The sequence below is a fragment of the Pseudomonas sp. P135 genome (assembly GCF_020312125.1).
Classification (GTDB): Bacteria; Pseudomonadota; Gammaproteobacteria; order Pseudomonadales; family Pseudomonadaceae; genus Aquipseudomonas; species Aquipseudomonas fragariae.
Genome location: NZ_JAGPYR010000002.1, coordinates 468240 through 490634, shown reverse-complemented (window position 1 = coordinate 490634; position 22395 = coordinate 468240). Strand labels below are relative to the sequence as shown.

Sequence of the window (22395 nt, the reverse complement as noted above, 5' to 3'; positions counted from 1 at the left end):
GGCTCAAGAGGCTTTGCTGGTTTTCTTGCGCGCGGCGGGCCGCTTGGGCCTGGGGCTGTCCTTGTCGGCCGGTTTTTCCTTCGCCGCAGGCTTGCTCGTCTTGGCTTTACCGGCCCCGCCCTTGCCCGCCAGACTGCGTCGCAGCAGGTCGGTGAGGTCGATGACATCGGCACTCTTGCGTTCTTCCTCGGCCGGATCGGTCTCGACATCCTCGATCTCGCCTTCGTCTGCCTTGGTCTTGACCAAGTGCATGATCTTGTCCTGAAAAGTGTCGCGATACTGCTCAGGCTGCCAGTCAGCGCTCATGTCCTTGACCAGACGCTTGGCCATGTCACGTTCGCTCTTGTTCAACTTGGCGTCGGTCACCGCGTCGCTCAGTTCCAGTGTGTCCAGTTCACGCACGTCGGCAGGCCAGCGCAGGATCACCATCACCAGCGCCGACTCCAGCGGCATGACCGCCGCCAGGTGTTCGCGGGTATGCAGCACGACGTTAGCCAGCGCGACCTTTTTAGTATCGACCAGGGTTTCGCGCAATAACGCATAGACTTTCTCGCCGCGCTTGTCGGGCGTCAGGAAATAAGGCGTGTCGATGTTCTGCAAAGGGATCTGCTGGCTGTCGACGAAGGCGAATATGTCGATGGTCTGCGTCGATTTGGGGTGCGCGGAACGAATTTCCTCCTCGCTGAGTACCACATAGCGATCCTTCTCGTATGCCACGCCCTTGACGATGTTTTCGCTGGTGACTTCCTTGCCGGTGACCTTGTTGATTCGCTTGTAGCCGACCGGGTCCATGCTGCGTTTGTCGAGCCAGTCGAAGTCGACACTGGTCGACGTTGTCGCCGAAACCAACGCGACCGGTATATGCACCAGCCCGAAGCTGATTGCGCCCTTCCAGATTGCCCTTGCCATGGTCTGACTCCTGTTGGTCCTGGAAAGGTGACAGGGCCGGTCGGAGAAAAGTTTCGGCCGCCTGACGAGCGCCGGGAAACCCGCTGTGCTGAACGAGTTTTTTATCCTGAAGAATCAACTGTCAACGTTTTGGCTCCTGATAGCCGGGATAGGGATCCGGGTCGTACCTCCGTCAAAGCCTCGTAGTGCAAGGGCTGCGCGAGGTTATGCAAAGTTGCCCGGCCCTTATATGCATTTAGGGTCTAAAAATATGGTTTAACGTTCTTTTGCGGAATAAAAAAGACGTTCTATAAATGGCCCCACCCCGAACGCTGTTGGTGAGGTGTCTGCCAACCGACAGCGGGTCCCGTCAGCTTTCACCTGGCTGATTACTTCCAAGGATTTGTCATGAACGTTTTCTGGTTTCTTCCGACTCACGGCGACGGCCATTATCTGGGCACGACAAAGGGCGCACGTCCCGTCACCCTCAACTATTTGAAACAGGTGGCGCAGGCCGCCGATGACCTGGGTTATTACGGTGTATTGATCCCCACCGGTCGCTCCTGCGAGGATTCGTGGGTCATCGCCTCGGCGCTGGTGCCGCTGACCGAGCGCCTGAGGTATCTGGTGGCGATCCGCCCCGGGATCATCTCGCCGACCGTCTCGGCACGCATGGCCGCCACGCTGGATCGTCTTTCCGGCGGCCGGCTGCTGATCAACGTGGTGACCGGTGGCGACCCGGACGAAAACCGTGGCGATGGCAGCTTTCTCGACCACAGTGAGCGCTATGAAGTTACCGACGAATTTCTGAAAATCTGGCGCCGGGTCCTGCAGGGCGAAGCGGTCGACTTCGAAGGCAAGCACTTGCGCGTGCAGAACGCCAAGGCGCTTTACCCGCCGATTCAACAACCCTACCCGCCGCTGTACTTCGGTGGCTCCTCCGACGCGGCGCATGACCTTGCGGCCGATCAGGTGGACGTGTACCTGACCTGGGGCGAGCCTCCGGCAGCCGTAGCGCAGAAGCTCGCCGATGTACGTGAACGGGCAGCGCGCAAGGGACGCACCGTGAAGTTCGGCATTCGCCTGCACGTGATCGTGCGCGAAACCAGCGAAGAAGCCTGGAAAGCCGCCAGCACGCTGATCGAACACATCAGCGATGACACCATTGCTGCAGCGCAGAAGTCCTTTTCGCGTTTTGATTCCGAAGGTCAGCGGCGCATGGCCGCGCTGCACGACGGGCGCCGCGACAACCTGGAGATCGCGCCCAACCTGTGGGCCGGTGTCGGCCTGGTGCGCGGCGGTGCAGGCACGGCGCTGGTCGGCAATCCCGAAGAGGTCGCGGCACGCATCAAGGAATATGCCGACCTGGGCATCGAGAGCTTCATTTTCTCGGGTTACCCGCATCTTGAAGAAGCCTACCGCTTCGCCGAACTGGTCTTCCCGCTGCTGCCTGAGCCTTACGCCAGCCTCGCCGGGCGCGGCATCACCAACCTGACGGGCCCGTTCGGCGAAATGATCGCCAACGATCTGCCCCCGCAGGCCAAGTGATGTCCGGGCAACTGCTGACCTTACCCCACTCGCCTGCGCTGGCCACCTCGATCAGGGCCACTGCGCAGGTGTTCGAAGACCCCAAGTCGCGAGCCCTGCTCGCTCACGTACGCCAGGTTGCGCCCAGCGATGCCAGTGTGCTGATCATCGGCGAGACCGGCACCGGCAAGGAACTGGTTGCTCGCCACGTCCACGAACTGAGCGCCCGCCGCGACAAACCGTTCGTGGCGGTCAACTGCGGCGCGTTCTCCGAGAACCTGATCGAGGCGGAGTTGTTCGGCCACGAAAAAGGCGCGTTCACCGGAGCGATCAGCGCCAAGGCCGGCTGGTTTGAAGAGGCCAACGGCGGCACGCTGTTTCTCGATGAGATCGGCGACCTGCCCATGACCTTGCAGGTCAAATTGCTGCGCGTGCTTCAGGAGCGTGAAGTGGTGCGTCTGGGCTCGCGAAAGAGTGTGCCCATTGATGTAAGGGTGCTCGCAGCCACCAACGTGCAACTGGAAAAGGCCATCAACGCCGGGCATTTCCGCGAGGACCTTTACTACCGGCTCGACGTGGTTAATCTGGAATTGAGCCCGCTGCGCGAGCGGCCGGGCGATATCCTGCCCCTGGCCCGGCACTTCATAGAGGTCTACAGCCAGCGGCTGCGGCATGGTCCGGTGCGGATCAGCCCCGAAGCCGAGCACAAGCTCAAGACCTACAGCTGGCCAGGCAATATTCGCGAGCTGGAAAACGTCATCCATCACACCCTGCTGGTGTGCCGTGAAGGTGTCATTCAGCGTGATGACCTGCGCATGTCGAACCTTAGAATCGAGCGTCAGGATGAACACAACCCGCCTGACGAATCCGCCGAGCAACTGCTCAACCGGGCGTTTCAGAAACTGTTTGAAGAACAGGCCGGTGCCTTGCACGAGAAGGTCGAAGATACGTTGCTCAGAACCGCCTATCGCTTCTGCCACCACAACCAGGTGCACACGGCCAGCCTGCTGGGCCTGACCCGCAACGTCACGCGCACACGTCTGATCAAGATTGGCGAACTGGCGGTCAACAAACGCAGGCCGGGTGAAAATGTCCAGGGCGACCGCATGCTGCACCTGTCGGTGTGAAGGCGCAGACCGATGACGCGGAGCGTCACGAACGGCATTCCCACGCTGGAGCGTGAGGAACGATAGCTGTCCGGAAGAACACCATCGTGCCCATGCTCCGCGGCGCTGCGCCAAGAGCTGACGCAGAGCGCCATGAACGGCATTGCCACGCTGGAGCGTGAGGAACGATAGGTGCTCGCGAGAACACTATCGTACCCATGCTCCGCGGCGCTGCGCCAAGAGCTGACGCAGAGCGCCATGAACGGCATTGCCACGCTGGAGCGTGAGGAACGATAGGTGCTCGCGAGAACACTATCGTACCCATGCTCCGCGTGGGTATGCCTTTCCGGACGCTCTGCGTCCTCTTCTGAGCAGGCGGTGCCTTACGACAAATGTATCGCCAGCGCCTTGGCCTGGATCGCCACGTCGGTTACTGCGGTGCTTTCCCACCACATGCCGCGCAATGGCGGGCCCATGGCGAACAGGCGTGCCGAGTACTGACCGTGTGCGTCAAGTACTGCGCCCGCAGCGTCGGCAGCGATGCCGAGTGCCAGCGGGCCGGGCTGGATCAGCCCACGTGCCAGCAACTGCCGGGGCAACGGGCGATCCACGCGTCGCCAGTCGTACTCGATGCCGGTGGAGTTGATCAGCGCATCGCCGGTGATCTGCGTCGGCTGACTCTCACCGCGCCGACGCACGCTGATCTGTACCTGACCTGACGGCAGGCTGGCCACGCCCTGCAACGAGGCCGCGTCAATACTCAACCGCCCTTGCCTGATCAGCCGCGCCAGCAGCGCAGCGCTCGGTGGCGGGGAGCGATGGTGGTGGCTCTCCCACCAAGGCCTTACATGACGGACGAACTGGCGGCGCTGCTGATCGCTGGCCTGATTCCACAGCCGGCCGACGTTGGCGCGCACAGTGTCCAGCGGGGCCTGCCAGTCAATGCCGCTCTCGATGGCCAGCTCGCACTGTTCGCGCACTTTGCGCACCAGTTGCCGAGTGCTGCGGATACTCGGGTCCTGAGCGAGAAAATCAGACCATTCCGGCGGCTGACGCCGGACATGCGGCAACAGGCCGTGCCGGGAAAAGATCTGGATGGGCCCACGATGTCCGGCCGTTTCCAGCGAAACCAGCGCATCGACCATGGTCAGCCCCGAGCCGATGATCAGCACCCTCGACTGCGGATCGAGCTTTCTCATCACCGCCACATCCCAGGGGTCCAGTGCTGCCGTGTTCAGCTCGTTCGAATCACGTCGCGGGGTGCGTGAAGCCGCGTACATGCCGGTCGCCAGCACAGCCCGGCTGCCATGCACCTTACGACCGTCAGCCAGCGAGACACTCACGCCATCTGCATCGACCTGCAGGTCCACTGCCTCGCCGGGCACATGCACGGCGGTCGAGCCAAAGGCTTCACCAGCGCTTCGGGCTTCACGCAGTCGCTGCTGGACATAAAGCCCGAACACACCGCGCGGCGGGAACAGCTCGGCGACCGGGACCCTCTGCTCGGCGGCTTCAGGCCAGCCACCGGCAGCCAGATAGTCAGTCAGCCACTGGGTGAGGTCATCCGGGTTGTCCGGATCGACGCTCATCCGTGCAGCGTTGCCATTGAGTGTATGGCCCGGCTCCGTCGCACTGTAGGCCTCGCCCCTGCCGAGTTCGCTGCGGGTTTCGATGATCAGGATTCGGCGCCGGCCCGGTCTGCGCAGCAGTTGCGCCGCCAGCATGGTCCCGCTCAGACCGCCGCCGATGATCAGAATGTCAGCCGTCTGGTGGGAATCTTCGATCATCGAACAGTGCCTCGCTGGGGTGGCTGTAAAAGAATGGGAAGGTCAGAGCACGACGTTACGCACGAAGCGCAGGGGCACATCGGCGTCGTTGCAGTAGCGGTGCGGCTGATTGCTGGGGAACATGAAGAACTCGCCCGCCCCTACCTGCTGCATGGCCGCAGGGTCGGCAAAGCGCAACGTCAGATGCCCTTCGACGACGTAGACCTGTTCACTCCAGCCATCGGGATCGGCCTCCGAGACATAGGCGTCCCCAGGCTGCAGACAGAATTCCCACAACTCCACCTCGCGCCGGGCAACGGCCCTGGCCAGCAACACCGCTTTGCTGCCCGCGATAGTACCGGCCCATGCCAGCTCGTTGATGCGGCTGTAATCACGATTTTCGGGCGCCTGGATCAGGTCGCTGAACGCCACTTCCAGGGCTTCGGCCACGCGGTCCAGAGTCGCCAGGCTGACGTTTTTCTCGCCGGCCTCGATAGCGACCAGCATGCGTCGGCTGACCCCGGACTTTTCCGCCAGCGCCGTCTGGCTGAGGTCCGCACTGGTACGCAGACGCCGCACGTTCTGGCTGACGTGCTGCAGCACCGGAGGGCGCTGGGAATTTTCTTTGTGCATGCTGGTGCTCACATCAAACCGTTGCGCATTATACTGCCCAGCCCAGGGACACTGTCAGGGTGTTCAGCCTCTCATCGCGCACATGGCAATTAACAGGAATCCGGAGCTGACATGAAGTCTATCAGCCGCATACCCCGCATCAGCAAGGCAGAAGCCGTACTGATTCTGATCACCATGCTCTGGGGAGGCACCTTTCTGCTGGTCCAGCATGCGATGACTGTCAGCGGGCCGATGTTCTTCGTCGGTCTGCGCTTTGCCGCCGCAGCGCTTATCGTAGCGCTGTTTTCAATGCAGGTGCTGCGCGGTCTTACCTTTCTCGAACTCAAGGCCGGTGTCTTCATCGGCACCGCGATCATGCTCGGCTACGGCCTGCAGACGATCGGACTGCAGACCATCCCCAGTAGTCAGTCGGCGTTCATCACGGCACTCTACGTGCCCTGCGTGCCGTTGTTGCAATGGCTGGTATTGGGCCGGCGACCAGGGTTGATGCCGACACTGGGCATCATCCTCGCTTTCACCGGGCTGATGCTGGTAGCCGGGCCGCAGGGAGCGTCTCTGCAACTCAGTTCCGGCGAGATCGTGACACTGATCAGCACGGTGGCCATCGCCGCCGAGATCATCATGATCAGTGCCTATGCCGGTGAGGTCGATGTGCGTCGAGTCACCGTGGTGCAACTGGCCACCGCATCGGCGCTGGCATTTCTGATGATCGTGCCCACCCAGGAACACTTGCCGGAGTTTTCCTGGTTGCTGGTGCTCAGCGCTGTGGGGCTTGGGACCATGAGTGCGGCGATCCAGATCGCCATGAACTGGGCACAGAAAAGTGTTTCGCCGACCCGCGCCACGGTGATTTATGCCGGTGAACCGGTCTGGGCCGGCATTGTCGGAAGACTCGCCGGCGAGCGTTTGCCGGGCATCGCCCTGCTGGGTGCGGCATTGATCGTGGCCGGGGTGATCGTCAGCGAAATGAAACGGCGTTCTGCGCCTGATGAACACAACACTGTCGACGAAGAGGAAGGACAACAAGGCGCGCGCAAAGCTGAATGAACAGCGGGTATTGCCAGCCATGAAACACCTTGTTTCCTCGGAACTGCGTCAACGACCTTTCGCTGCATTAGAAGCAATTATTTACTGAATTAAAAAAGCAGACACTTTTTGTAGGAAATTTCGGAAACCGTCCCTTTGGTATCGGAGTGTCTGGCACGTATGATGCTTGACATTCCCCTGCAGATTAGAAGCCTATGTCCCTGATAGTTCTACTGCTTCTGCCTTTCATCGGCAGCTGTCTGGCGGCCTTTTTGCCGCACAACGCGCGTAACGCGGAATCATTTCTGGCCGGTCTGATCGCTCTCATCGGCGCTGTGCAGATGGCCTTGTGGTTCCCGCAGATCGCCGACGGCGGCGTGATTCGTGAAGAGTATTTCTGGCTGCCAAGCCTGGGCATGAACTTCGTTCTGCGTATCGATGGCTTCGCCTGGCTGTTCTCGATGCTGGTACTGGGCATCGGTGCGCTGGTTTCGCTGTATGCCCGCTATTACATGTCGCCGGACGACCCGGTGCCGCGCTTCTTTGCGTTTTTCCTGGCCTTCATGGGCGCCATGCTCGGTCTGGTGATGTCCGGCAATCTGATTCAGATCGTGTTTTTCTGGGAGCTGACCAGTCTTTTCTCGTTCCTGCTGATCGGCTATTGGCACCATCGGGCCGATGCCCGACGCGGCGCTTACATGGCGCTGATGGTTACCGGCGCGGGCGGTCTGGCGCTGCTGGCAGGCATGATGATCCTCGGCCATGTGGCCGGCAGTTATGATCTTGACCGTGTTCTGGCCTCCGGCGACGCGATTCGTGCGCACGCCCTGTACCCGGTGTTACTGACCCTGATTCTGATCGGCGCACTGACCAAAAGCGCCCAGTTCCCGTTCCATTTCTGGCTGCCGCACGCGATGGCCGCGCCCACGCCGGTGTCGGCGTATCTGCACTCGGCGACCATGGTCAAGGCCGGGGTCTTTCTCATGGCGCGCATGTGGCCGGCGCTGTCCGGCACCGAGCAATGGTTCTGGATCGTCAGTGGCGCGGGTGCCTGCACGCTGATTCTCGGCGCCTACGCGGCCATCTTCCAGAACGATCTCAAGGGGCTGCTCGCCTACTCGACCATCAGCCACCTGGGCCTGATCACCCTGCTGCTCGGCCTCAACAGCCCGCTGGCTGCGGTGGCCGCGGTGTTCCATATTCTCAACCACGCGACCTTCAAGGCGTCGCTGTTCATGGCCGCCGGCATCATCGACCACGAGAGCGGGACCCGCGATATCCGCCGTCTCAGTGGCCTGATAAGGCTGCTGCCCTACACCGCGACGCTGGCGATGGTCGCCAGCGCCTCGATGGCCGGCGTGCCGCTGCTCAACGGCTTTCTGTCCAAGGAAATGTTCTTTGCCGAAACCGTGTTCATTTCCGCCACTGCATGGGTCGAGATTGCCTTGCCGGTGATCGCGACCATCGCCGGGATCTTCAGCGTTGCCTATTCGCTGCGCTTCACCGTCGATGTGTTTTTCGGTCCGGCGGCCAAGGATCTGCCCCACTTGCCCCACGAACCGCCGCGCTGGATGCGTGCGCCGGTCGAACTGCTGGTGCTGACGTGTCTGGTGGTGGGGATTTTCCCGGCGCAATCGGTCGCTCCCCTGCTCGCCGCCGCTGCGCGCCCCGTTGTCGGTGGAACACTGCCCGAGTACAGCCTGGCGATCTGGCACGGCTGGAACCTGCCAATGGTCATGAGCCTGGTGGCGATGGCGGGCGGTATCATTCTGTACCTGTTGCTGCGCAAGCCGCTCAAGCACGAGCGCATCACCGCCCCGCCGCTGGTGGGACGCCTCAATGGCAAGCGCTTTTTCGAGCGCAGTCAGGTGGTGATGATGCACTGGGCACGCCGTTTCGAACGCAAGGTCAGCACTCGCCGCCTGCAGCCACAACTGTTTCTGCTGGTGCTCGCGGCGGTACTGGGCGGTTTCATTCCGATGTATTTCAGCGGCCTGACCTGGGGCGACCGACCGAAGATTCCGGGTTCCGGGGTGTTTGTCACGCTGTGGCTGATCGCGATTGCCTGCGCCATAGGTGCGGCTTGGCAAGGTAAATATCACCGTTTGGCGGCACTGGTCATGGTCAGCGTCTGCGGGCTGATGACCTGCATCACCTTCGTCTGGTTCTCGGCCCCTGATCTGGCGCTGACGCAACTGGTCGTGGAGGTGGTGACCACCGTGCTGATCCTGCTCGGTCTGCGCTGGCTGCCACGACGCAATGAAGACGTCGCCCCGCTCAGCGCACGCCTGCGTGCCCGTACCCGGCGCATACGCGACTTCGGCCTGGCAGTGCTCGTGGGGCTGGGCATGGCGATACTCTCCTACGCCATGCTGACCCGCCAGACGCCCAACGCCATCTCGTCCTTCTACCTGAGTCGCGCGCTGCCCCAGGGCGGCGGCACCAACGTGGTCAACGTGATGCTGGTGGATTTCCGCGGCTTCGATACGTTTGGCGAAATCACCGTGCTGGCGGCGGTCGCCATGACAGTGTTCGCCCTGTTGCGACGCTTCCGCCCACCGAAGGAAAGCATTCTGCTGCCCGCCCAGCAGCGCCTGCTGGCCCGTGATGTGGTGACGGATCTGGTCAACCCGCGCAGCGCCAGCGATACCGCGCTCGGCTTCATGATGGTTCCGGCAGCGCTGGTTCGATTGCTGCTGCCGATTGCCTTCATCATCTCGATGTACCTGTTCGTCCGCGGCCACAACCAGCCCGGCGGCGGGTTTGTCGCCGGGTTGGTGATGTCGGTGGCGTTCATCCTGCAATACATGGTGGCAGGCACCCAGTGGGTCGAGGCGCAAATGAGCCTGCGCCCGCTACGCTGGATGGGCACAGGCCTGTTATGCGCGGTGCTGACCGGCGCGGGCTCGATGCTGCTGGGTTATCCGTTCATGACCACCCACACCGCCCATGTCGATTTGCCGATCCTGAGTGACATTCACATCGCCAGCGCGCTGTTCTTCGATGTCGGCGTGTACGCCGTGGTGGTCGGCTCGACGCTGTTGATTCTTACCGCACTGGCGCACCAGTCGGTGCGCAGCCATCGGCCGACGCAGTTGCCCAAGCCTGTCGCCAACCCGCAAGGAATCCTCTGATGGAAGAAGTCATTGCAATCGCCATCGGCGTGCTGGCCGCCTCGGGCGTCTGGCTGATCCTGCGGCCACGTACCTTTCAGGTGGTCATGGGTCTGTGCCTGCTGTCGTACGGGGTCAACCTGTTCATTTTCAGCATGGGCAGCCTGTTCATCGGCAGAGAGCCGATCATCAAGGACGGCATTCCTCAGGACCTGCTCAATTACACTGACCCGTTGCCACAGGCGCTGGTGCTGACCGCGATTGTCATCAGCTTCGCCATGACCGCGCTGTTTCTGGTGGTCTTGCTCGCCTCCAGAGGCCTGACCGGCACCGACCACGTAGATGGCCGGGAGCCCAAGGCATGAGCTGGATGAACCAACTGATCATCGCGCCCATCCTGCTGCCGCTGCTGACCGCCGGGCTGATGCTCTGGCTGGGTGAAAAGCACCGGCCGCTCAAGGGCCGTATCAATCTGTTTTCCAGCATCCTCGGGCTGGGCATTTCCGTGGTGCTGTTTCTCTGGGTGCAACACAGCGGCAGCAGCGGCTCGATCGGTGTCTACCTGCCGGGCAACTGGGGCGTGCCGTTCGGCATCGTGCTGGTGGTGGACCACCTCTCAGCGATGATGCTGGTGCTGACCGGGATCGTCGGGGTCTGCGCCCTGCTGTTCGCGCTGGCTCGCTGGGACAGGGCCGGTGCCAGCTTCCACGCGCTGTTCCAGATCCAGCTCATGGGGCTGTACGGTGCGTTCCTGACCGCTGACCTGTTCAACCTGTTCGTGTTCTTCGAAGTACTGCTCGCAGCGTCCTACGGCTTGATGTTGCATGGCTCTGGCCGGGCAAGGGTGTCGACGGGGCTGCATTACATTTCGATCAACCTGTTGGCGTCGTCGCTGTTCCTGATCGGCGCTGCGTTGATTTACGGGGTGACCGGCACGCTGAACTTTGCCGATCTGGCCATCAAGATCCCGCAGGTGGCGGAGTCCGATCTGGGCCTGCTGCATGCCGGAGCTGCGATTCTGGCCACGGCGTTCCTGGCCAAGGCTGGCATGTGGCCGCTGAACTTCTGGCTGGTTCCCGCCTACTCGGCAGCCAGCGCGCCGGTAGCGGCAATGTTTGCGATCATGACCAAAGTGGGTGTCTATACCCTGCTGCGCCTGTGGACCCTGCTGTTTTCCGGTCAGGCCGGTGCGTCGGCATTCTTCGGCGGCGACTGGCTGGTCTACGGCGGCATGGCGACGATTTTCACCGCGGCCATCGCCATCATCGCCGCCCAGCGCCTGGAGCGCCTCGCCAGCCTGAGCATACTGGTGTCAGCGGGCATTCTGCTGTCCGCCGTCGGCTTCGCCCAGCCGAGCCTGACCTCGGGCGCGCTGTTCTATATGGTCAGCTCGACGCTGGCGCTGAGTGCCATGTTCCTGCTGGGCGAACTGATCGAACGCTCCCGCTCGGCCAACGAGATCCCTCTGGAATACGACGTGGATCAATTGCCTCGTACCCTGGAATCTCTGCATCCGCCGCCCGGTGCCAACCTGGACGACGAACAGAAGGTCGTGGTCGGTCAGGTCATTCCCATGACCATGGCTTTTCTGGGTCTGAGTTTCATTGCCTGCGCCTTGCTGATCATCGGCATGCCGCCGCTCTCGGGGTTCATCGGCAAGCTCACCTTGATCAGTGCCCTGATGAACCCGCTGGGCCTGGACGTCGCGAAGGATGAGGCGCTTTCCACTCAGGCATGGATGCTGATCGGCCTGCTGATCTTTTCCGGGCTGGCGTCGCTGATCGCTTTTTCAAGGCTCGGCACGCAACGTTTCTGGACGCCACACGAGCGCCCTTCGCCAATGCTGCGTCGCAACGAATGCCTGCCGATCATCATTCTTCTGGGTCTGTGCATCGCGCTGACCTTCAAGGCCGAGCCCTTGTTGCGCTACACCCAGGACACCGCCGCAGCGCTGCATGAGCCCAAACAGTATGTGCAGTCAGTGCTCGCCACACGCCCGATACCCGGCCCCACCAGCCAGCAAGCAGATCCGGAGGAGCAGCCATGAAGCGCCTGTTTCCCGCCCCACTGCTCTCGTTGGCACTCTGGCTGTTGTGGTTGGTATTGAATCTGTCGATCAGCCCCGGTCACCTGCTGCTGGGCGCGGTGCTGGGGTTTCTCGCCCCAATATTGATGGCCCCCTTGCGCCCGCTGCCGGTACGTATTCGCAAACCCGGCACGATCCTGAAGTTTCTGTGGCGGGTGGGACGCGACGTGGTGGTCTCCAACGTGCAGGTCGGCCTGAGCGTCTGGCGGCTCGAAAGCCGTCCGCCACGCTCGGCTTTCGTGCGCATTCCACTGGACCTGCACGACGCCCACGGCCTCGCCGCGCTGGCGATGGTCACCACGGTAGTGCCGGGAACGGTGTGGTCGGAGCTGGCACTGGATCGCAGCGTGCTGCTGATGCATGTCTTCGATCTGGAGGACGAAGCGCACTTCATCGAGCACTTCAAAACCACTTATGAGCGACCGTTGATGGAGATCTTTCAATGAGTGCACTGCTCGACAACGCCATCCTGATCAGCCTGCTGATCTTCGCCCTGGCGATGGTGATCACCCTGCTGCGCCTGCTCAAGGGACCTTCGGCCCAGGACCGGGTACTGGCGCTGGATTATCTGTACATCATTGCCATGCTGATGATGCTGGTGCTTGGCATTCGCTACGCCAGTGACACGTACTTCGAAGCGGCCATGCTGATTGCCCTGTTCGGCTTCGTCGGCTCGTTCGCTCTGGCCAAGTTCCTGCTGCGCGGAGAAGTGATCGAATGATAGGACTGCCGAATACAGTGCCCTTCTGGGTGGAAATACTGACCGCCGGGCTGCTGATCGCCAGCAGCCTGTTCGCCTTGACCGGCGCGCTCGGGCTGCTGCGCCTCAAGGACTTTTTCCAGCGCATGCACCCGCCCGCCCTGGCGTCGACGCTGGGCGCCTGGTGCGTTGCGCTGGCGTCGATCATCTACTTCTCGGCGCTGAAGTCGGAACCGGTGATCCACGCCTGGCTGATCCCGGTATTGCTGGCGATCACGGTACCGGTGACCACCCTGTTGCTGGCGCGCACAGCGCTGTTCCGCAAGCGCATGGCCGGTGACGATGTGCCCGCGGAAATCAGCAGTGGTAACGGCAATGGAGAATCAGCAGGCGGCTGAGTCGATGCCTGGCCAGTGTTACTCGCTGGCCTTGAACGTCAGCTCGCCCTTGCGCCATTTGGCGGCCTTGCCGACGGCGCCTTTGAGAAGCTTGCTCATGCCGATCTGCAGTTGCTCTTTCGCAGCGAAGACCATGAAGACGGTCTGACCTTCCTTGAACACGATACCGTGGCCCTCGGGAATATCGACGAAGGCATATTCACCCAGCCCGTACACGGTGGTCTTGATTTCACGAAATTTCAATTCAAGCTTGCCGCCCTCGCGGCTGGGCAGGACAGACGCGCGAAAATGGTCGCCCACCTTTAGCTCAAGGCGAGGTTTGTCGTCGACGACCAAGGCGCTTTCGGTGTCGATTTCAGCGATATAAATGCCTTCGGCTGATTGCTCGGTGATGTAGACAAAACGGGATTGGAACTGCTTGACCAATTGTGCGCGGAGGTCGCCGAGCACGAACAAGGCGTGGGTATCCAGATTACTTACAGCCAAAGTACAAACCCTCAAACATGAAATGAGGCTGCCTGATGTCAGGGCAGTCGAGAAAGTGATTCATCCATAGACCGCTTCATGTGGCCGGAGATTGTCCGGCATGCTGCACGCAGAAACGCAGACAGCGCCGCCGCACACCTTGTGCAGGCGGGTGGCGGATTCTACCGGCTCATGGCTGCTACGGGATATATACCTTTTGTACACAGCAGTGTCGCGCAAGCGCTGGGGCCCTGAAAATAGCGGCCACCCCGGGCACGGCGCAAAGGCTGGACGGGTTCCAGCCTGCGTTGGGTGCATCCTGCGATAGCGGAAACATAGCATTTATATCCACTGTAGAAAAAGCCATCTTTTCCTGCACAGCTAAATGCATCGAACTCTTGCCCGTACCCACCACTCCCATAAGAACTGATGAATACGGGGATACCCCCCGGCGAGGAGATGACATGGAACAGACTACAACTACCATCAAAGACCTGTTCGAACAGTTGGGGCTTGACTCCGATGATGAGAGCATCGAAAAGTTTATCGCCAGCCATCCTCTGCCCGACGACGTCAAACTGATCGACGCAGAGTTCTGGACGCCGCGTCAGTCTGACTTTCTCAAGGAACAGCTGCACGAAGATGCCGAATGGGCGATGGTGGTCGACGAACTCAACGTGCGCCTTCACAAAAAGCCCGAGTGAGCCACTCGGGCGTTGATACCTATTGCGGATAACCGGGCTGGCCGATATTGGGATGCAATATCCGGCCGCCTGGCTGTGGTGCGTGGACGAAAACAGCGTCGCCAAAAGTACCCACTCTGCCGACGACTGCATTCCAGTGCGCAGACTGATGGATGTAGCGCCAGCGCAGTAATGCCTCTTCATGGCTGTCCAGCAGGTAAGACCCGCCTCGCGCATAATCAATCAACCGGGTAGAAATGTTCTCAAGCTCGGGAGGAAGCTGGAATTCAGGTGCTTGTGGCACCGGGTCGAAAGGCACGCCCTCGTCACACGCCAATGTGTGCATGACCAGTAACGATACCCTCGACAGGTGGCCAAACACCTGACGGCTCATGCCCACTGCGGCAACGACCGTACTCATGCCATTCAAACTTTTCCTGCACGGATAACACTTGCTCTCGCATGCCTGAACCCTCAGCCAGGCCTGGCTATCGAGCGGGTCGATCCAGTGATCGCGATTCATTCGGCTTAATTCAGCCTGTGCCTCCTTCCAGCTCGGTGCCGCCTCGTACGGACTGCCACGGCTGACCACACTGCCGCGAGGGCGCGTGAGCAGTACGTTTTCTTCCATCTGTGGAGGATAACCACCACCGATATCGGAATATGCACCGGGCAGAACAATTTCCCGGGGCCACACGGGCAGGACGCTGTTCAACGCAAAGTTGCGCCGGGATTCATCGCGGGCCACCAGATGCAACACCTGCTGCGCGCACCCCGGAGGCAGGTACAGATTGACCCTCCTGTTGCTCGCATCGCGGGTATTGCCCATATCCTTGAAGCTGCCTATGGCTGCAACGGTGTCGAACAGACCGATAACCTTGAGCCGTACGCTGCCGTTGCTCCAGCTGAAACGGTCGCTCAACCTGACCTTGCGGCTTTCGAGTATCGGCTCGAGCATGCCCGAACGCTGCTTGAGAATTTCATTGACCAGATGCCTGGCCGACGCTGCACCTCGACTGAAGCCGAACACGTCCAGTTCCAGCGCGTCCAGCACACAATCGGGGTTGTCGCGGGGGAACGCCTTCAATACCGACGCCAGCTTTTTGAATGCGTTTTCCACTTTGGAGATCACACCGGTTGCCCCGCGACCGAAACTCTGCCCCGGCCATACCGAATCACGTCCACCGGAAGTAGTGCCGGCCCCGCTTACATAGATCGGGTAATACACCTTCAGGCCGTCACCGTCATTTTCGGCAACAGGTTGCAGGCGGTAGATATCGACCAGTCTGGCTATATTGCTCGGATCATTATTGTAACTACTGCCAGGCTGAACATGACGACCCGCACACGCTTTAATGTGCTGCCCCTCATTGATCTCGATCAATGCCTGGCAGTCGGCCCCGATCTGACTATTGAAGCGATTATTTCCCGTACCGTCGAAGAAAATGCCTACTCGCGCCGTCACGCGCCGCGTGACCACATCTGAAAGGACTGCTGACTGTTGAAAACTCCGTTTATCGCTCATAACTTTTCCGTCCTTAGAGGCAAGCCAAGAAAAGGCCGCACTTAAATCAAAACGTAAATAACGTTGATTTAAACAGCTTGCTTAAAGACAGTGAGCAGTCAAGTCATGTTGCGTCTTTTCAGACAACTCCTACAACATCTGTAGCCATGAATTTATTATTTATGAATAGAAACCTACACACACGCAGCGATAACTTTTTTGATGCGTTCTTGCGTTAAAAAGACCAACTAAAAGGCCAGCTCCCTTGCCGGGCTTACCGACCTGAATGATCGCTTACACATCAGCGGCCTTGCGGCCTGTACCCAAGGCGCAGACCACCCCAGTGTCGCCCGTTGACCATGATCGGCACGGACAGGTCGTGCATCAGTTCGCCGGTGTCTCGCGTGTAGGTTTGCAGCAGGACCGGCTGTTGGTGGCTGCCACAGCGAATGCCGGTGCGATCATCGAACTTGCGCTTGCTTCGATTGCGCGCGTTATCCAACGTCGCGTCGCCCGTCAAGGGCTGACTGAAGGCATTGTTGTGCGTCGGCACATAGCCCTGCTGGGTACAGGCGATGGCAAATACCAGACCTTCATGGCGAGACAGTAGCGGTTCCTGCAGTGCTGGCAATACCTGATCGGTGTAACGGTCGAAACGCGTCGTAAACCGAGTGGGCGACGTATTGGCGACGGGTTTGTAGTTACGATCAAACAGGTCATCAAGGCTGACCCGCCCCTGTTCGATATCGGCCTCGAACTTTTCGCTGATCATTCGCGCGCCTTCACGGGCCAGGTCATAAATGCGCTGGTGGTATTCATCCAGACCAACCTGCGCCAGACGCTGGCTGATGGTCTCGGCCTGCCCCTCCATTTGTACTGCGGACCTGGCCAGTTGCCGGGTCTGCTCATCGCTGACGGCAAGATCACTGCGCATATGCTCGACAGCGTCGAACAGGCTCGCCAACTGATCCTGATTACTCCGCGCGCCCTGAGCGATTTCGCCAACCTGGCTTTCCAGCTCGACCGCAAGCCGGGCGATATTGCCCAGGTGCTCGCCGGTCAGCTCGATCTGCTCGACCCCCATATCCAGATCGGACGACAGCTCGCGAATCTGCTCCACGACCTGGGCGGTGCGCTGCTGAATATCCGCGACCATCTGCCCTACCTCGCCTGTGGCGCTGGCAGTGCGGCCAGCGAGACCACGGACTTCGTCGGCAACCACGGCGAAACCGCGTCCGTGCTCGCCAGCCCGCGCCGCTTCGATGGCGGCATTGAGCGCCAGCAGGTTGGTCTGGCTGGCAATCGACTGAATGACCAGCGTCACACGCTGGATCTCTTCGCTGCGCTGGCTCAGCGCCTCGATCAACTCGCGGCTGCCGACGGCACGCTTGCTCAGGCGGTGCATGCGTTCGATGGACTCATTCAGCACGCCGCTGCCCGATTCGCTGCGCTGCCGCGCCTCGCTGGCGGCAACCAACGCCTGTTGACTCAACTGGGCCGTCTGTTGTTCGGTGGCGATCATCTGCTCGGCACTGCTGACGATCTGTTCGGCAGCACCCAGTTGCGACTGCACCTTGCCAGCCAGGTGCCCGACCGAAAATGCCACCTGGGCCGCGGACAGCGCGTTATGACTGGTAGTGCGCGACAGGTCGCGGGTCAGCAAGGCGATATCGCTGTCAGCCAACGCGCGTTGCGGCAGCGTTGGCCGGCTGCGCACCAGGCGCGGCAACCAGACCACCAGCAAGGCCAGAGGAACGACAACATACAGCGACAGGCCCGCAACACTCATGGCGCCGAACAGCAGGCACAGGACAACGCTTTGCACCGCCGGCACCCACCACCTGGATGCAGCGTCGGGCGTATCGGCCAGCGGCAATCCGGCTGCCATGGATAGGTTCTCGGCCATGTTGCGTCACCCCGTCTGTCATTGTCGTTATGACGCTATTAAACGCCAGATAACGGCCTTGTGCCATGCGCTGTTGGTCGTAGCGACCGAGCGGTGGCGATCAAAGTGTTTTCGACAAATTCCGGGGACAACAAAACCGGGAGGCAATTGCTTGCCTCCCGGTCTGGTCACTCAGTCGCGGCTGCCTGCGTATCAGGCCTGGCGCTGGTGCTTGTCGATCTGCTCGTGGCGCTCTTGCGCCTCGATGCAATACTTGGTGGTCGGGCTGATCAGCAGGCGCTTGAGGCCGATTGGCTCGCCGCTGTCGTCGCACCAGCCGAAGGTGTCATCGGCAATGCGCGAAAGGGCCATTTCCAACTGTGGCAGCATGCGCTGGTCGCGATCGATCACGTTGACCAGCCAGTGACGCTCTTCTTCGACCGAAGCAGCGTCAGCCGGGTCGGCAGGCGTGTCCAGGCTCTCGATCGCAATGCGGCTCTGCTCGATACGCTCGTGGATCTCGACCTTCATGCCCTGCAACAGCTCGACGAAGAAAGCGTGCTGCTCGGCGTTCATGTAGTCATCGGCCGGCATGGCCAGCAACTTTTCCTTTGTCATTTATTTCTCTATAAAAAAACGTGCATTGAGGAGCGGCCTGACGTTGCCGTACAAACCAATAATCTCCAAGCGCCACCTGGCACTCAATTTACGAGGGGCGGCAGTCTAAGGCCGGCTAGCGGGCTCGGCAACACAATTGAAGGGTTTTTGTACAACAATTGCCGTAAAACCCTTGAAATGCGGGCGAAAGACCTGGCCAGCAGGTTGCTTGATGAGGCTCTGACCCATTGACAACGAATCGGTTCCTGCAACATCCAACGCACAAAAGGGCCTGAAAAGGCCCTCTGATGCAGATGATTGAATCAGCGCTTGGTCTTGCGCTTGTTGCGATATTGATCGATTACCACGGCCACGACAATGATCAGGCCTTTGATAATGTCCTGCACATAAGCGTCCACGCCGACAAAGGTGAAGCCGCTGGCCATCACGCCGAGGATCAGCGCACCGATCACTGTACCGGTGATCCGCCCCACCCCACCGGAAAGGCTGGTGCCACCGATGACCGCAGCGGCGATGGCGTCCAGCTCGTAGGACATGCCCATCCCGGCCTGTCCGGTTGCCGCCCGCGCCGAGGCGACCACCCCCGCCAGCCCGGCCAGCAGCCCGGCGATGCTGTAGACAATCACCAGATGGCGCTTGACGTTGATGCCCGAAGTACGTGCAGCCTGCATGTTACCGCCAATGGCGTAGGTGTACTTGCCGTACTTGGTGTAACGCAGGGCGATGTGAAAAATGACCGCCACCACCAGGAAGATGATCACGGGCATCGCGCCCTGGCCGATGGCCGTGTACGAGTCGGAGAGCATGCTGACCGGCTGGCCTTCGGTATAGAAACGTGCCAGACCGCGCGCAGAGACCATCATGCCCAGCGTGGCAATGAAGGGAGGAATGCCGGTTATGGCAATGATGCTGCCGTTGATGGCACCGGCCAGCAGCCCGACCCCGAGACCGACGACGACCGGAATCCATACCGGCAGGTCGGTCAGCGACGGGAACACCGCCCGGGAGAAGTCGGAAGTTTGTGCCAGGCTCGCGGCAATCATCGCTGAAAGCGCAAGCACCGAGCCGGACGAGAGATCAATGCCGGTGGTGATGATCACCTGAGTCACGCCGATGGCCAGCAAGCCGATGATCGACACCTGCAGGATCATCAGTACCAGACGCTGGGAGTTGAGCAGGAAGCTCTGATCGCGGACGATCCAGCCGAACAGCTCAAAGATCAGGCCGATGCCGATCAGTACCAGAAAGATGCTCAGTTCGGTGGGCAGCCGCCGTTTGCTTCTGGTCGGCGTCATGGCTGGTTTATTTTGCAGAATCGCGTCGCTCATGTTCGTTACCCTCTTGTTCTTCTTCTACCGAGCCCTGTAGTGCGAACTCAATGAACCTTGTGGCCGGAGGCCAGATGCATGACTTTTTCCTGGGTCGCTTCGCCACGATCGAGGATGCCCATCATTTCGCCTTCGTGCATGACCATGACCCGGTCACTCATGCCGAGAACCTCCGGCAGCTCCGAGGAAATCATGATGACCGCCATGCCTTCACTGGCCAGCAGGGAGATCAGGCGGTAGATTTCTACCTTGGCGCCCACGTCGATACCGCGTGTGGGCTCATCCAGAATCAGCACCCTGGGGTTGGTCATCAGCCAGCGCGCCAACAGCGCCTTCTGCTGGTTGCCGCCGGATAATGTGTCGATGCACTGCTCCAGCGACGGCGTCTTGACCCGAAGCTTTTTGCACATGTCTTCGCACAGTGCGCGCAAGGCCTTCTGTTGCACGAAACCGTTGCCGGCATAGTTGGCCAACACGGCCATCTCCATGTTTTCCATCACCGACAGGCATGGAAAAAGGCCGGTCAGTTTGCGGTCCTCCGTGAGCAGCGCAAACCCCAGTTCGATGGCCTGATGTGGATCGCCGATGTGCACCGTCTTGCCATCGAAGCGTACCTCGCCGCTGTCGCTGGGAGTTATGCCGAACAGGGTCTCGGCCACATTGGTGCGCCCGGACCCCATCAGCCCGGCAATGCCAAGCACCTCCCCGGCACGCAGGTCGAAGCTCACATCCTTGAAAATGCCGTTCAGGCTCAGCTGGTTGACGGACAGCAGTACGTCGCCTGCCGGTTTTTCCCGCTCGGGAAACAGCTGGGTCAGTTCACGGCCGACCATCATGGTGATCAGGCTGTCGCCGTCCATGCTTTCAGCGCGCTGCAGACCGATGTAGGCGCCGTCGCGGAACACCGCCACTTCGTCGGCGATTTCGAAGACTTCGTTCATCTTGTGGGTGATGTAAATGATGCCTTTGCCCTGGGCACGCAGGTCGCTGATGATCGAAAACAGGTGAGCGACTTCGGTTTCGGTGATCGCCGAGGTCGGTTCGTCCATGATCAGCACGTCCGAGTTGTATGACACGGCCTTGGCGATCTCCACCATCTGCCGCTCGGCAATGCTCAGCGTGCCGACCAGTTCCTCTGGGTCGAGTTTAATGCGCAGGCGCTCCAGCAGTTCGGCAGTGCAGCGGTGCATCTCGCGGTGGTCGACCATGTGCAGGCCGTTGAGCTGCTCGCGACCGATCCAGATGTTTTCGGCAATACTCATGAACGGCATCAGGTTAAGTTCCTGATGAATCATGGCGATACCTGCCTGCAACGCTGAAAGAGGCGTATCGAAGCGGACCGGCTTGCCACGCAGGCGGATTTCGCCTGCGTCCGGCTGATAGATGCCCGCGATGATTTTCATCAGGGTCGATTTTCCGGCTCCGTTCTCACCCATCAGCGCCAGCACGCTGCCAGGGCGAACGCGCAGTTGCACATCATTGAGCGCAATGACGCCAGGAAAGCCCTTGCTGACATGGCTGATTTCCAGCAGATACGGGGCCTGGTCATCAGGCGCCTCACTACCCCCGTCGCCGGACGGCAGATCGCGTTGCGCGGGTGGATTGGCAGTAGCAGAACCGAACATGATCACAACTCCTCAAGCGGCAGGCTGCGGGAGAGCATTTGCAGGCCCTCCCGCGCCTGGCGATCGTTGTTATTTGAAGGTGGCGACGTTTTCAGGCGTGATCAGGCGATAAGGAATGATGATCGCCTGGGGCTCGACCTTTTCCTTCCTGGCCAGTTTCACTGCGGCATCGATCGCCCCGTCGGCCTGTCCTTTCGCATCCTGATAGACCGATACGGCCAGATCGCCCTTGGTCACGGCGTTGAGCCCGTCCGGCGTACCGTCGACACCAGCGACGAAAACACTGCCTTTGCCGACGCCTGCCTGCTTCAGCGCCATCGCCGCGCCAATGGCCATTTCATCGTTATTGGCCAGCACCGCATTGAATTTTCGCCCTTGAGTGAGCCAGTCGTTGGTCAGGTCCATGCCCTTCTGACGCAGCCAGGTACCAGTCTGCTCCTGGTCTATCTTGATGTCCGGGTACTTGGCCAACACCTCCTTGATGCCCTTGGTGCGGTTTTGCGTGGAGTTGTTGGCCAGATCACCCAGCAGAATCATGACGCTGCCCTTGTGGTCCATCTTGTCAGCGATGTATTGCGCCTGAAGTCGACCGGCCTCCATGTCATCCGACGTCACGGTGGCGACGCCTGCAGGCAGTTTCGGATCGTCCGGGCGGCGATTGACGTAGACCAGCGGGATACCGGCGGCGACCGCTTCCTTGGTGATCCGCGCGGTAGCAGCGGTATCGACCGGATTGACGATCAGCGCGTCGACTTTCTTGTTGATCAGGTCCTTGACCTGATCGAGCTGTTTGTTGACGTCCGCGCGGGCATCGACGAACTGCAGGTCCACTTTCTCGGTCGTGGACATGACTTTGGCCTTGGCATTCATGTCGTCACGCAGGTAGGTCAGCCAGGTGTCATCGAACTGCGACATGGCCACACCGATCTTGATATCGGCCAACGCTGCACCGCTGCCCAGCATCAGCGCCATCGCCAACGAGGTCAAAGCAATCTTGGTCTTCATGAGGATCTGTCTCCAAATTCTTGTTGTTGTGTGGATGCA

The 22395-nt window shown here is 60.5% G+C and carries 20 protein-coding genes; 10 read left to right on the top strand and 10 right to left on the bottom strand.

Annotated elements, in window-relative coordinates; all coding sequences use genetic code 11:
* Positions 1-3 precede the first annotated feature (3 nt).
* Positions 4-909: a Ku protein gene (locus KBY08_RS04725; RefSeq protein WP_003407644.1), complete on the bottom strand. Its 906-nt coding sequence runs from the start codon at positions 907-909 to the stop codon at positions 4-6.
* Between the two features lie 387 nt (positions 910-1296).
* On the opposite strand from KBY08_RS04725, the gene ssuD reads away from it, so the two are divergent.
* Both ssuD and KBY08_RS04715 read left to right on the top strand, forming a co-directional pair.
* Positions 1297-2436: an FMNH2-dependent alkanesulfonate monooxygenase gene (gene ssuD / locus KBY08_RS04720; protein WP_011268305.1), complete on the top strand. Its 1140-nt coding sequence runs from the start codon at positions 1297-1299 to the stop codon at positions 2434-2436.
* Positions 2436-3542, top strand: a complete 1107-nt coding sequence (locus tag KBY08_RS04715; protein ID WP_003407646.1) for a sigma-54 interaction domain-containing protein — start codon at positions 2436-2438, stop codon at positions 3540-3542. The genes ssuD and KBY08_RS04715 overlap by 1 nt, the downstream gene beginning before the upstream one ends.
* A 362-nt stretch (positions 3543-3904) precedes the next feature.
* Here the strand turns inward: KBY08_RS04715 and KBY08_RS04710 are convergent, their stop codons facing one another.
* Entirely contained in the window at positions 3905-5308 is a 1404-nt protein-coding gene (locus KBY08_RS04710; protein WP_060408942.1) for an FAD/NAD(P)-binding protein, read from the bottom strand.
* A 42-nt stretch (positions 5309-5350) separates the two neighbouring features.
* The gene (locus tag KBY08_RS04705; RefSeq protein WP_024661205.1) at positions 5351-5920 is read right to left on the bottom strand and encodes a helix-turn-helix domain-containing protein; all 570 of its coding nucleotides are present in this window, start codon (positions 5918-5920) and stop codon (positions 5351-5353) included.
* A gap of 111 nt (positions 5921-6031) precedes the next feature.
* Here KBY08_RS04705 and KBY08_RS04700 point away from each other — a divergent pair, with 111 nt between their 5' ends.
* The 7 genes from KBY08_RS04700 (at position 6032) to KBY08_RS04670 (ending at position 13243) form a co-directional block, all read left to right on the top strand.
* Positions 6032-6967 carry a DMT family transporter gene (locus KBY08_RS04700; RefSeq protein ID WP_024641110.1) on the top strand — a complete coding sequence of 312 codons (936 nt, stop codon included), beginning with the start codon at positions 6032-6034 and terminating at the stop codon, positions 6965-6967.
* A gap of 194 nt (positions 6968-7161) precedes the next feature.
* Positions 7162-10080 carry a monovalent cation/H+ antiporter subunit A gene (locus KBY08_RS04695; protein ID WP_060408941.1) on the top strand — a complete coding sequence of 973 codons (2919 nt, stop codon included), beginning with the start codon at positions 7162-7164 and terminating at the stop codon, positions 10078-10080.
* Positions 10080-10424 (top strand): Na+/H+ antiporter subunit C, encoded by a 345-nt coding sequence (locus KBY08_RS04690; RefSeq protein ID WP_002554068.1) that lies wholly within the window; start codon positions 10080-10082, stop codon positions 10422-10424. Before KBY08_RS04695 ends, KBY08_RS04690 begins: the two co-directional genes overlap by 1 nt.
* Complete coding sequence (locus KBY08_RS04685; protein ID WP_060408940.1) at positions 10421-12106, top strand: monovalent cation/H+ antiporter subunit D; 1686 nt, start codon at positions 10421-10423, stop codon at positions 12104-12106. The genes KBY08_RS04690 and KBY08_RS04685 overlap by 4 nt, the downstream gene beginning before the upstream one ends.
* Positions 12103-12591: a Na+/H+ antiporter subunit E gene (locus KBY08_RS04680; protein ID WP_024650949.1), complete on the top strand. Its 489-nt coding sequence runs from the start codon at positions 12103-12105 to the stop codon at positions 12589-12591. Before KBY08_RS04685 ends, KBY08_RS04680 begins: the two co-directional genes overlap by 4 nt.
* Positions 12588-12866 (top strand): K+/H+ antiporter subunit F, encoded by a 279-nt coding sequence (locus KBY08_RS04675; RefSeq protein ID WP_002554071.1) that lies wholly within the window; start codon positions 12588-12590, stop codon positions 12864-12866. The genes KBY08_RS04680 and KBY08_RS04675 overlap by 4 nt, the downstream gene beginning before the upstream one ends.
* Complete coding sequence (locus KBY08_RS04670; RefSeq protein WP_111522258.1) at positions 12863-13243, top strand: Na+/H+ antiporter subunit G; 381 nt, start codon at positions 12863-12865, stop codon at positions 13241-13243. The genes KBY08_RS04675 and KBY08_RS04670 overlap by 4 nt, the downstream gene beginning before the upstream one ends.
* An 18-nt stretch (positions 13244-13261) precedes the next feature.
* Here the strand turns inward: KBY08_RS04670 and KBY08_RS04665 are convergent, their stop codons facing one another.
* Entirely contained in the window at positions 13262-13729 is a 468-nt protein-coding gene (locus KBY08_RS04665) for a hypothetical protein (protein ID WP_003412111.1), read from the bottom strand.
* A gap of 443 nt (positions 13730-14172) precedes the next feature.
* Here KBY08_RS04665 and KBY08_RS04660 point away from each other — a divergent pair, with 443 nt between their 5' ends.
* Positions 14173-14412 carry a DUF2789 domain-containing protein gene (locus KBY08_RS04660; RefSeq protein ID WP_003397146.1) on the top strand — a complete coding sequence of 80 codons (240 nt, stop codon included), beginning with the start codon at positions 14173-14175 and terminating at the stop codon, positions 14410-14412.
* A gap of 19 nt (positions 14413-14431) precedes the next feature.
* Here the strand turns inward: KBY08_RS04660 and KBY08_RS04655 are convergent, their stop codons facing one another.
* The 6 genes from KBY08_RS04655 to KBY08_RS04630 form a co-directional block, all read right to left on the bottom strand.
* Positions 14432-15916 carry a T6SS phospholipase effector Tle1-like catalytic domain-containing protein gene (locus tag KBY08_RS04655; RefSeq protein WP_225651086.1) on the bottom strand — a complete coding sequence of 495 codons (1485 nt, stop codon included), beginning with the start codon at positions 15914-15916 and terminating at the stop codon, positions 14432-14434.
* 280 nt (positions 15917-16196) lie between these two features.
* Positions 16197-17417 carry a methyl-accepting chemotaxis protein gene (locus KBY08_RS04650; RefSeq protein WP_412548556.1) on the bottom strand — a complete coding sequence of 407 codons (1221 nt, stop codon included), beginning with the start codon at positions 17415-17417 and terminating at the stop codon, positions 16197-16199.
* Positions 17418-17993: 576 nt separating this feature from the next.
* Positions 17994-18398, bottom strand: coding sequence for a TraR/DksA family transcriptional regulator (locus tag KBY08_RS04645; protein WP_002554078.1), 405 nt, complete (start codon positions 18396-18398; stop codon positions 17994-17996).
* Between the two features lie 302 nt (positions 18399-18700).
* Positions 18701-19726, bottom strand: coding sequence for an ABC transporter permease (locus tag KBY08_RS04640; protein WP_003370536.1), 1026 nt, complete (start codon positions 19724-19726; stop codon positions 18701-18703).
* Between the two features lie 47 nt (positions 19727-19773).
* The gene (locus KBY08_RS04635; protein WP_024638396.1) at positions 19774-21351 is read right to left on the bottom strand and encodes a sugar ABC transporter ATP-binding protein; all 1578 of its coding nucleotides are present in this window, start codon (positions 21349-21351) and stop codon (positions 19774-19776) included.
* A gap of 69 nt (positions 21352-21420) precedes the next feature.
* The gene (locus tag KBY08_RS04630; RefSeq protein ID WP_004417204.1) at positions 21421-22356 is read right to left on the bottom strand and encodes a sugar ABC transporter substrate-binding protein; all 936 of its coding nucleotides are present in this window, start codon (positions 22354-22356) and stop codon (positions 21421-21423) included.
* Positions 22357-22395: the final 39 nt, after the last annotated feature.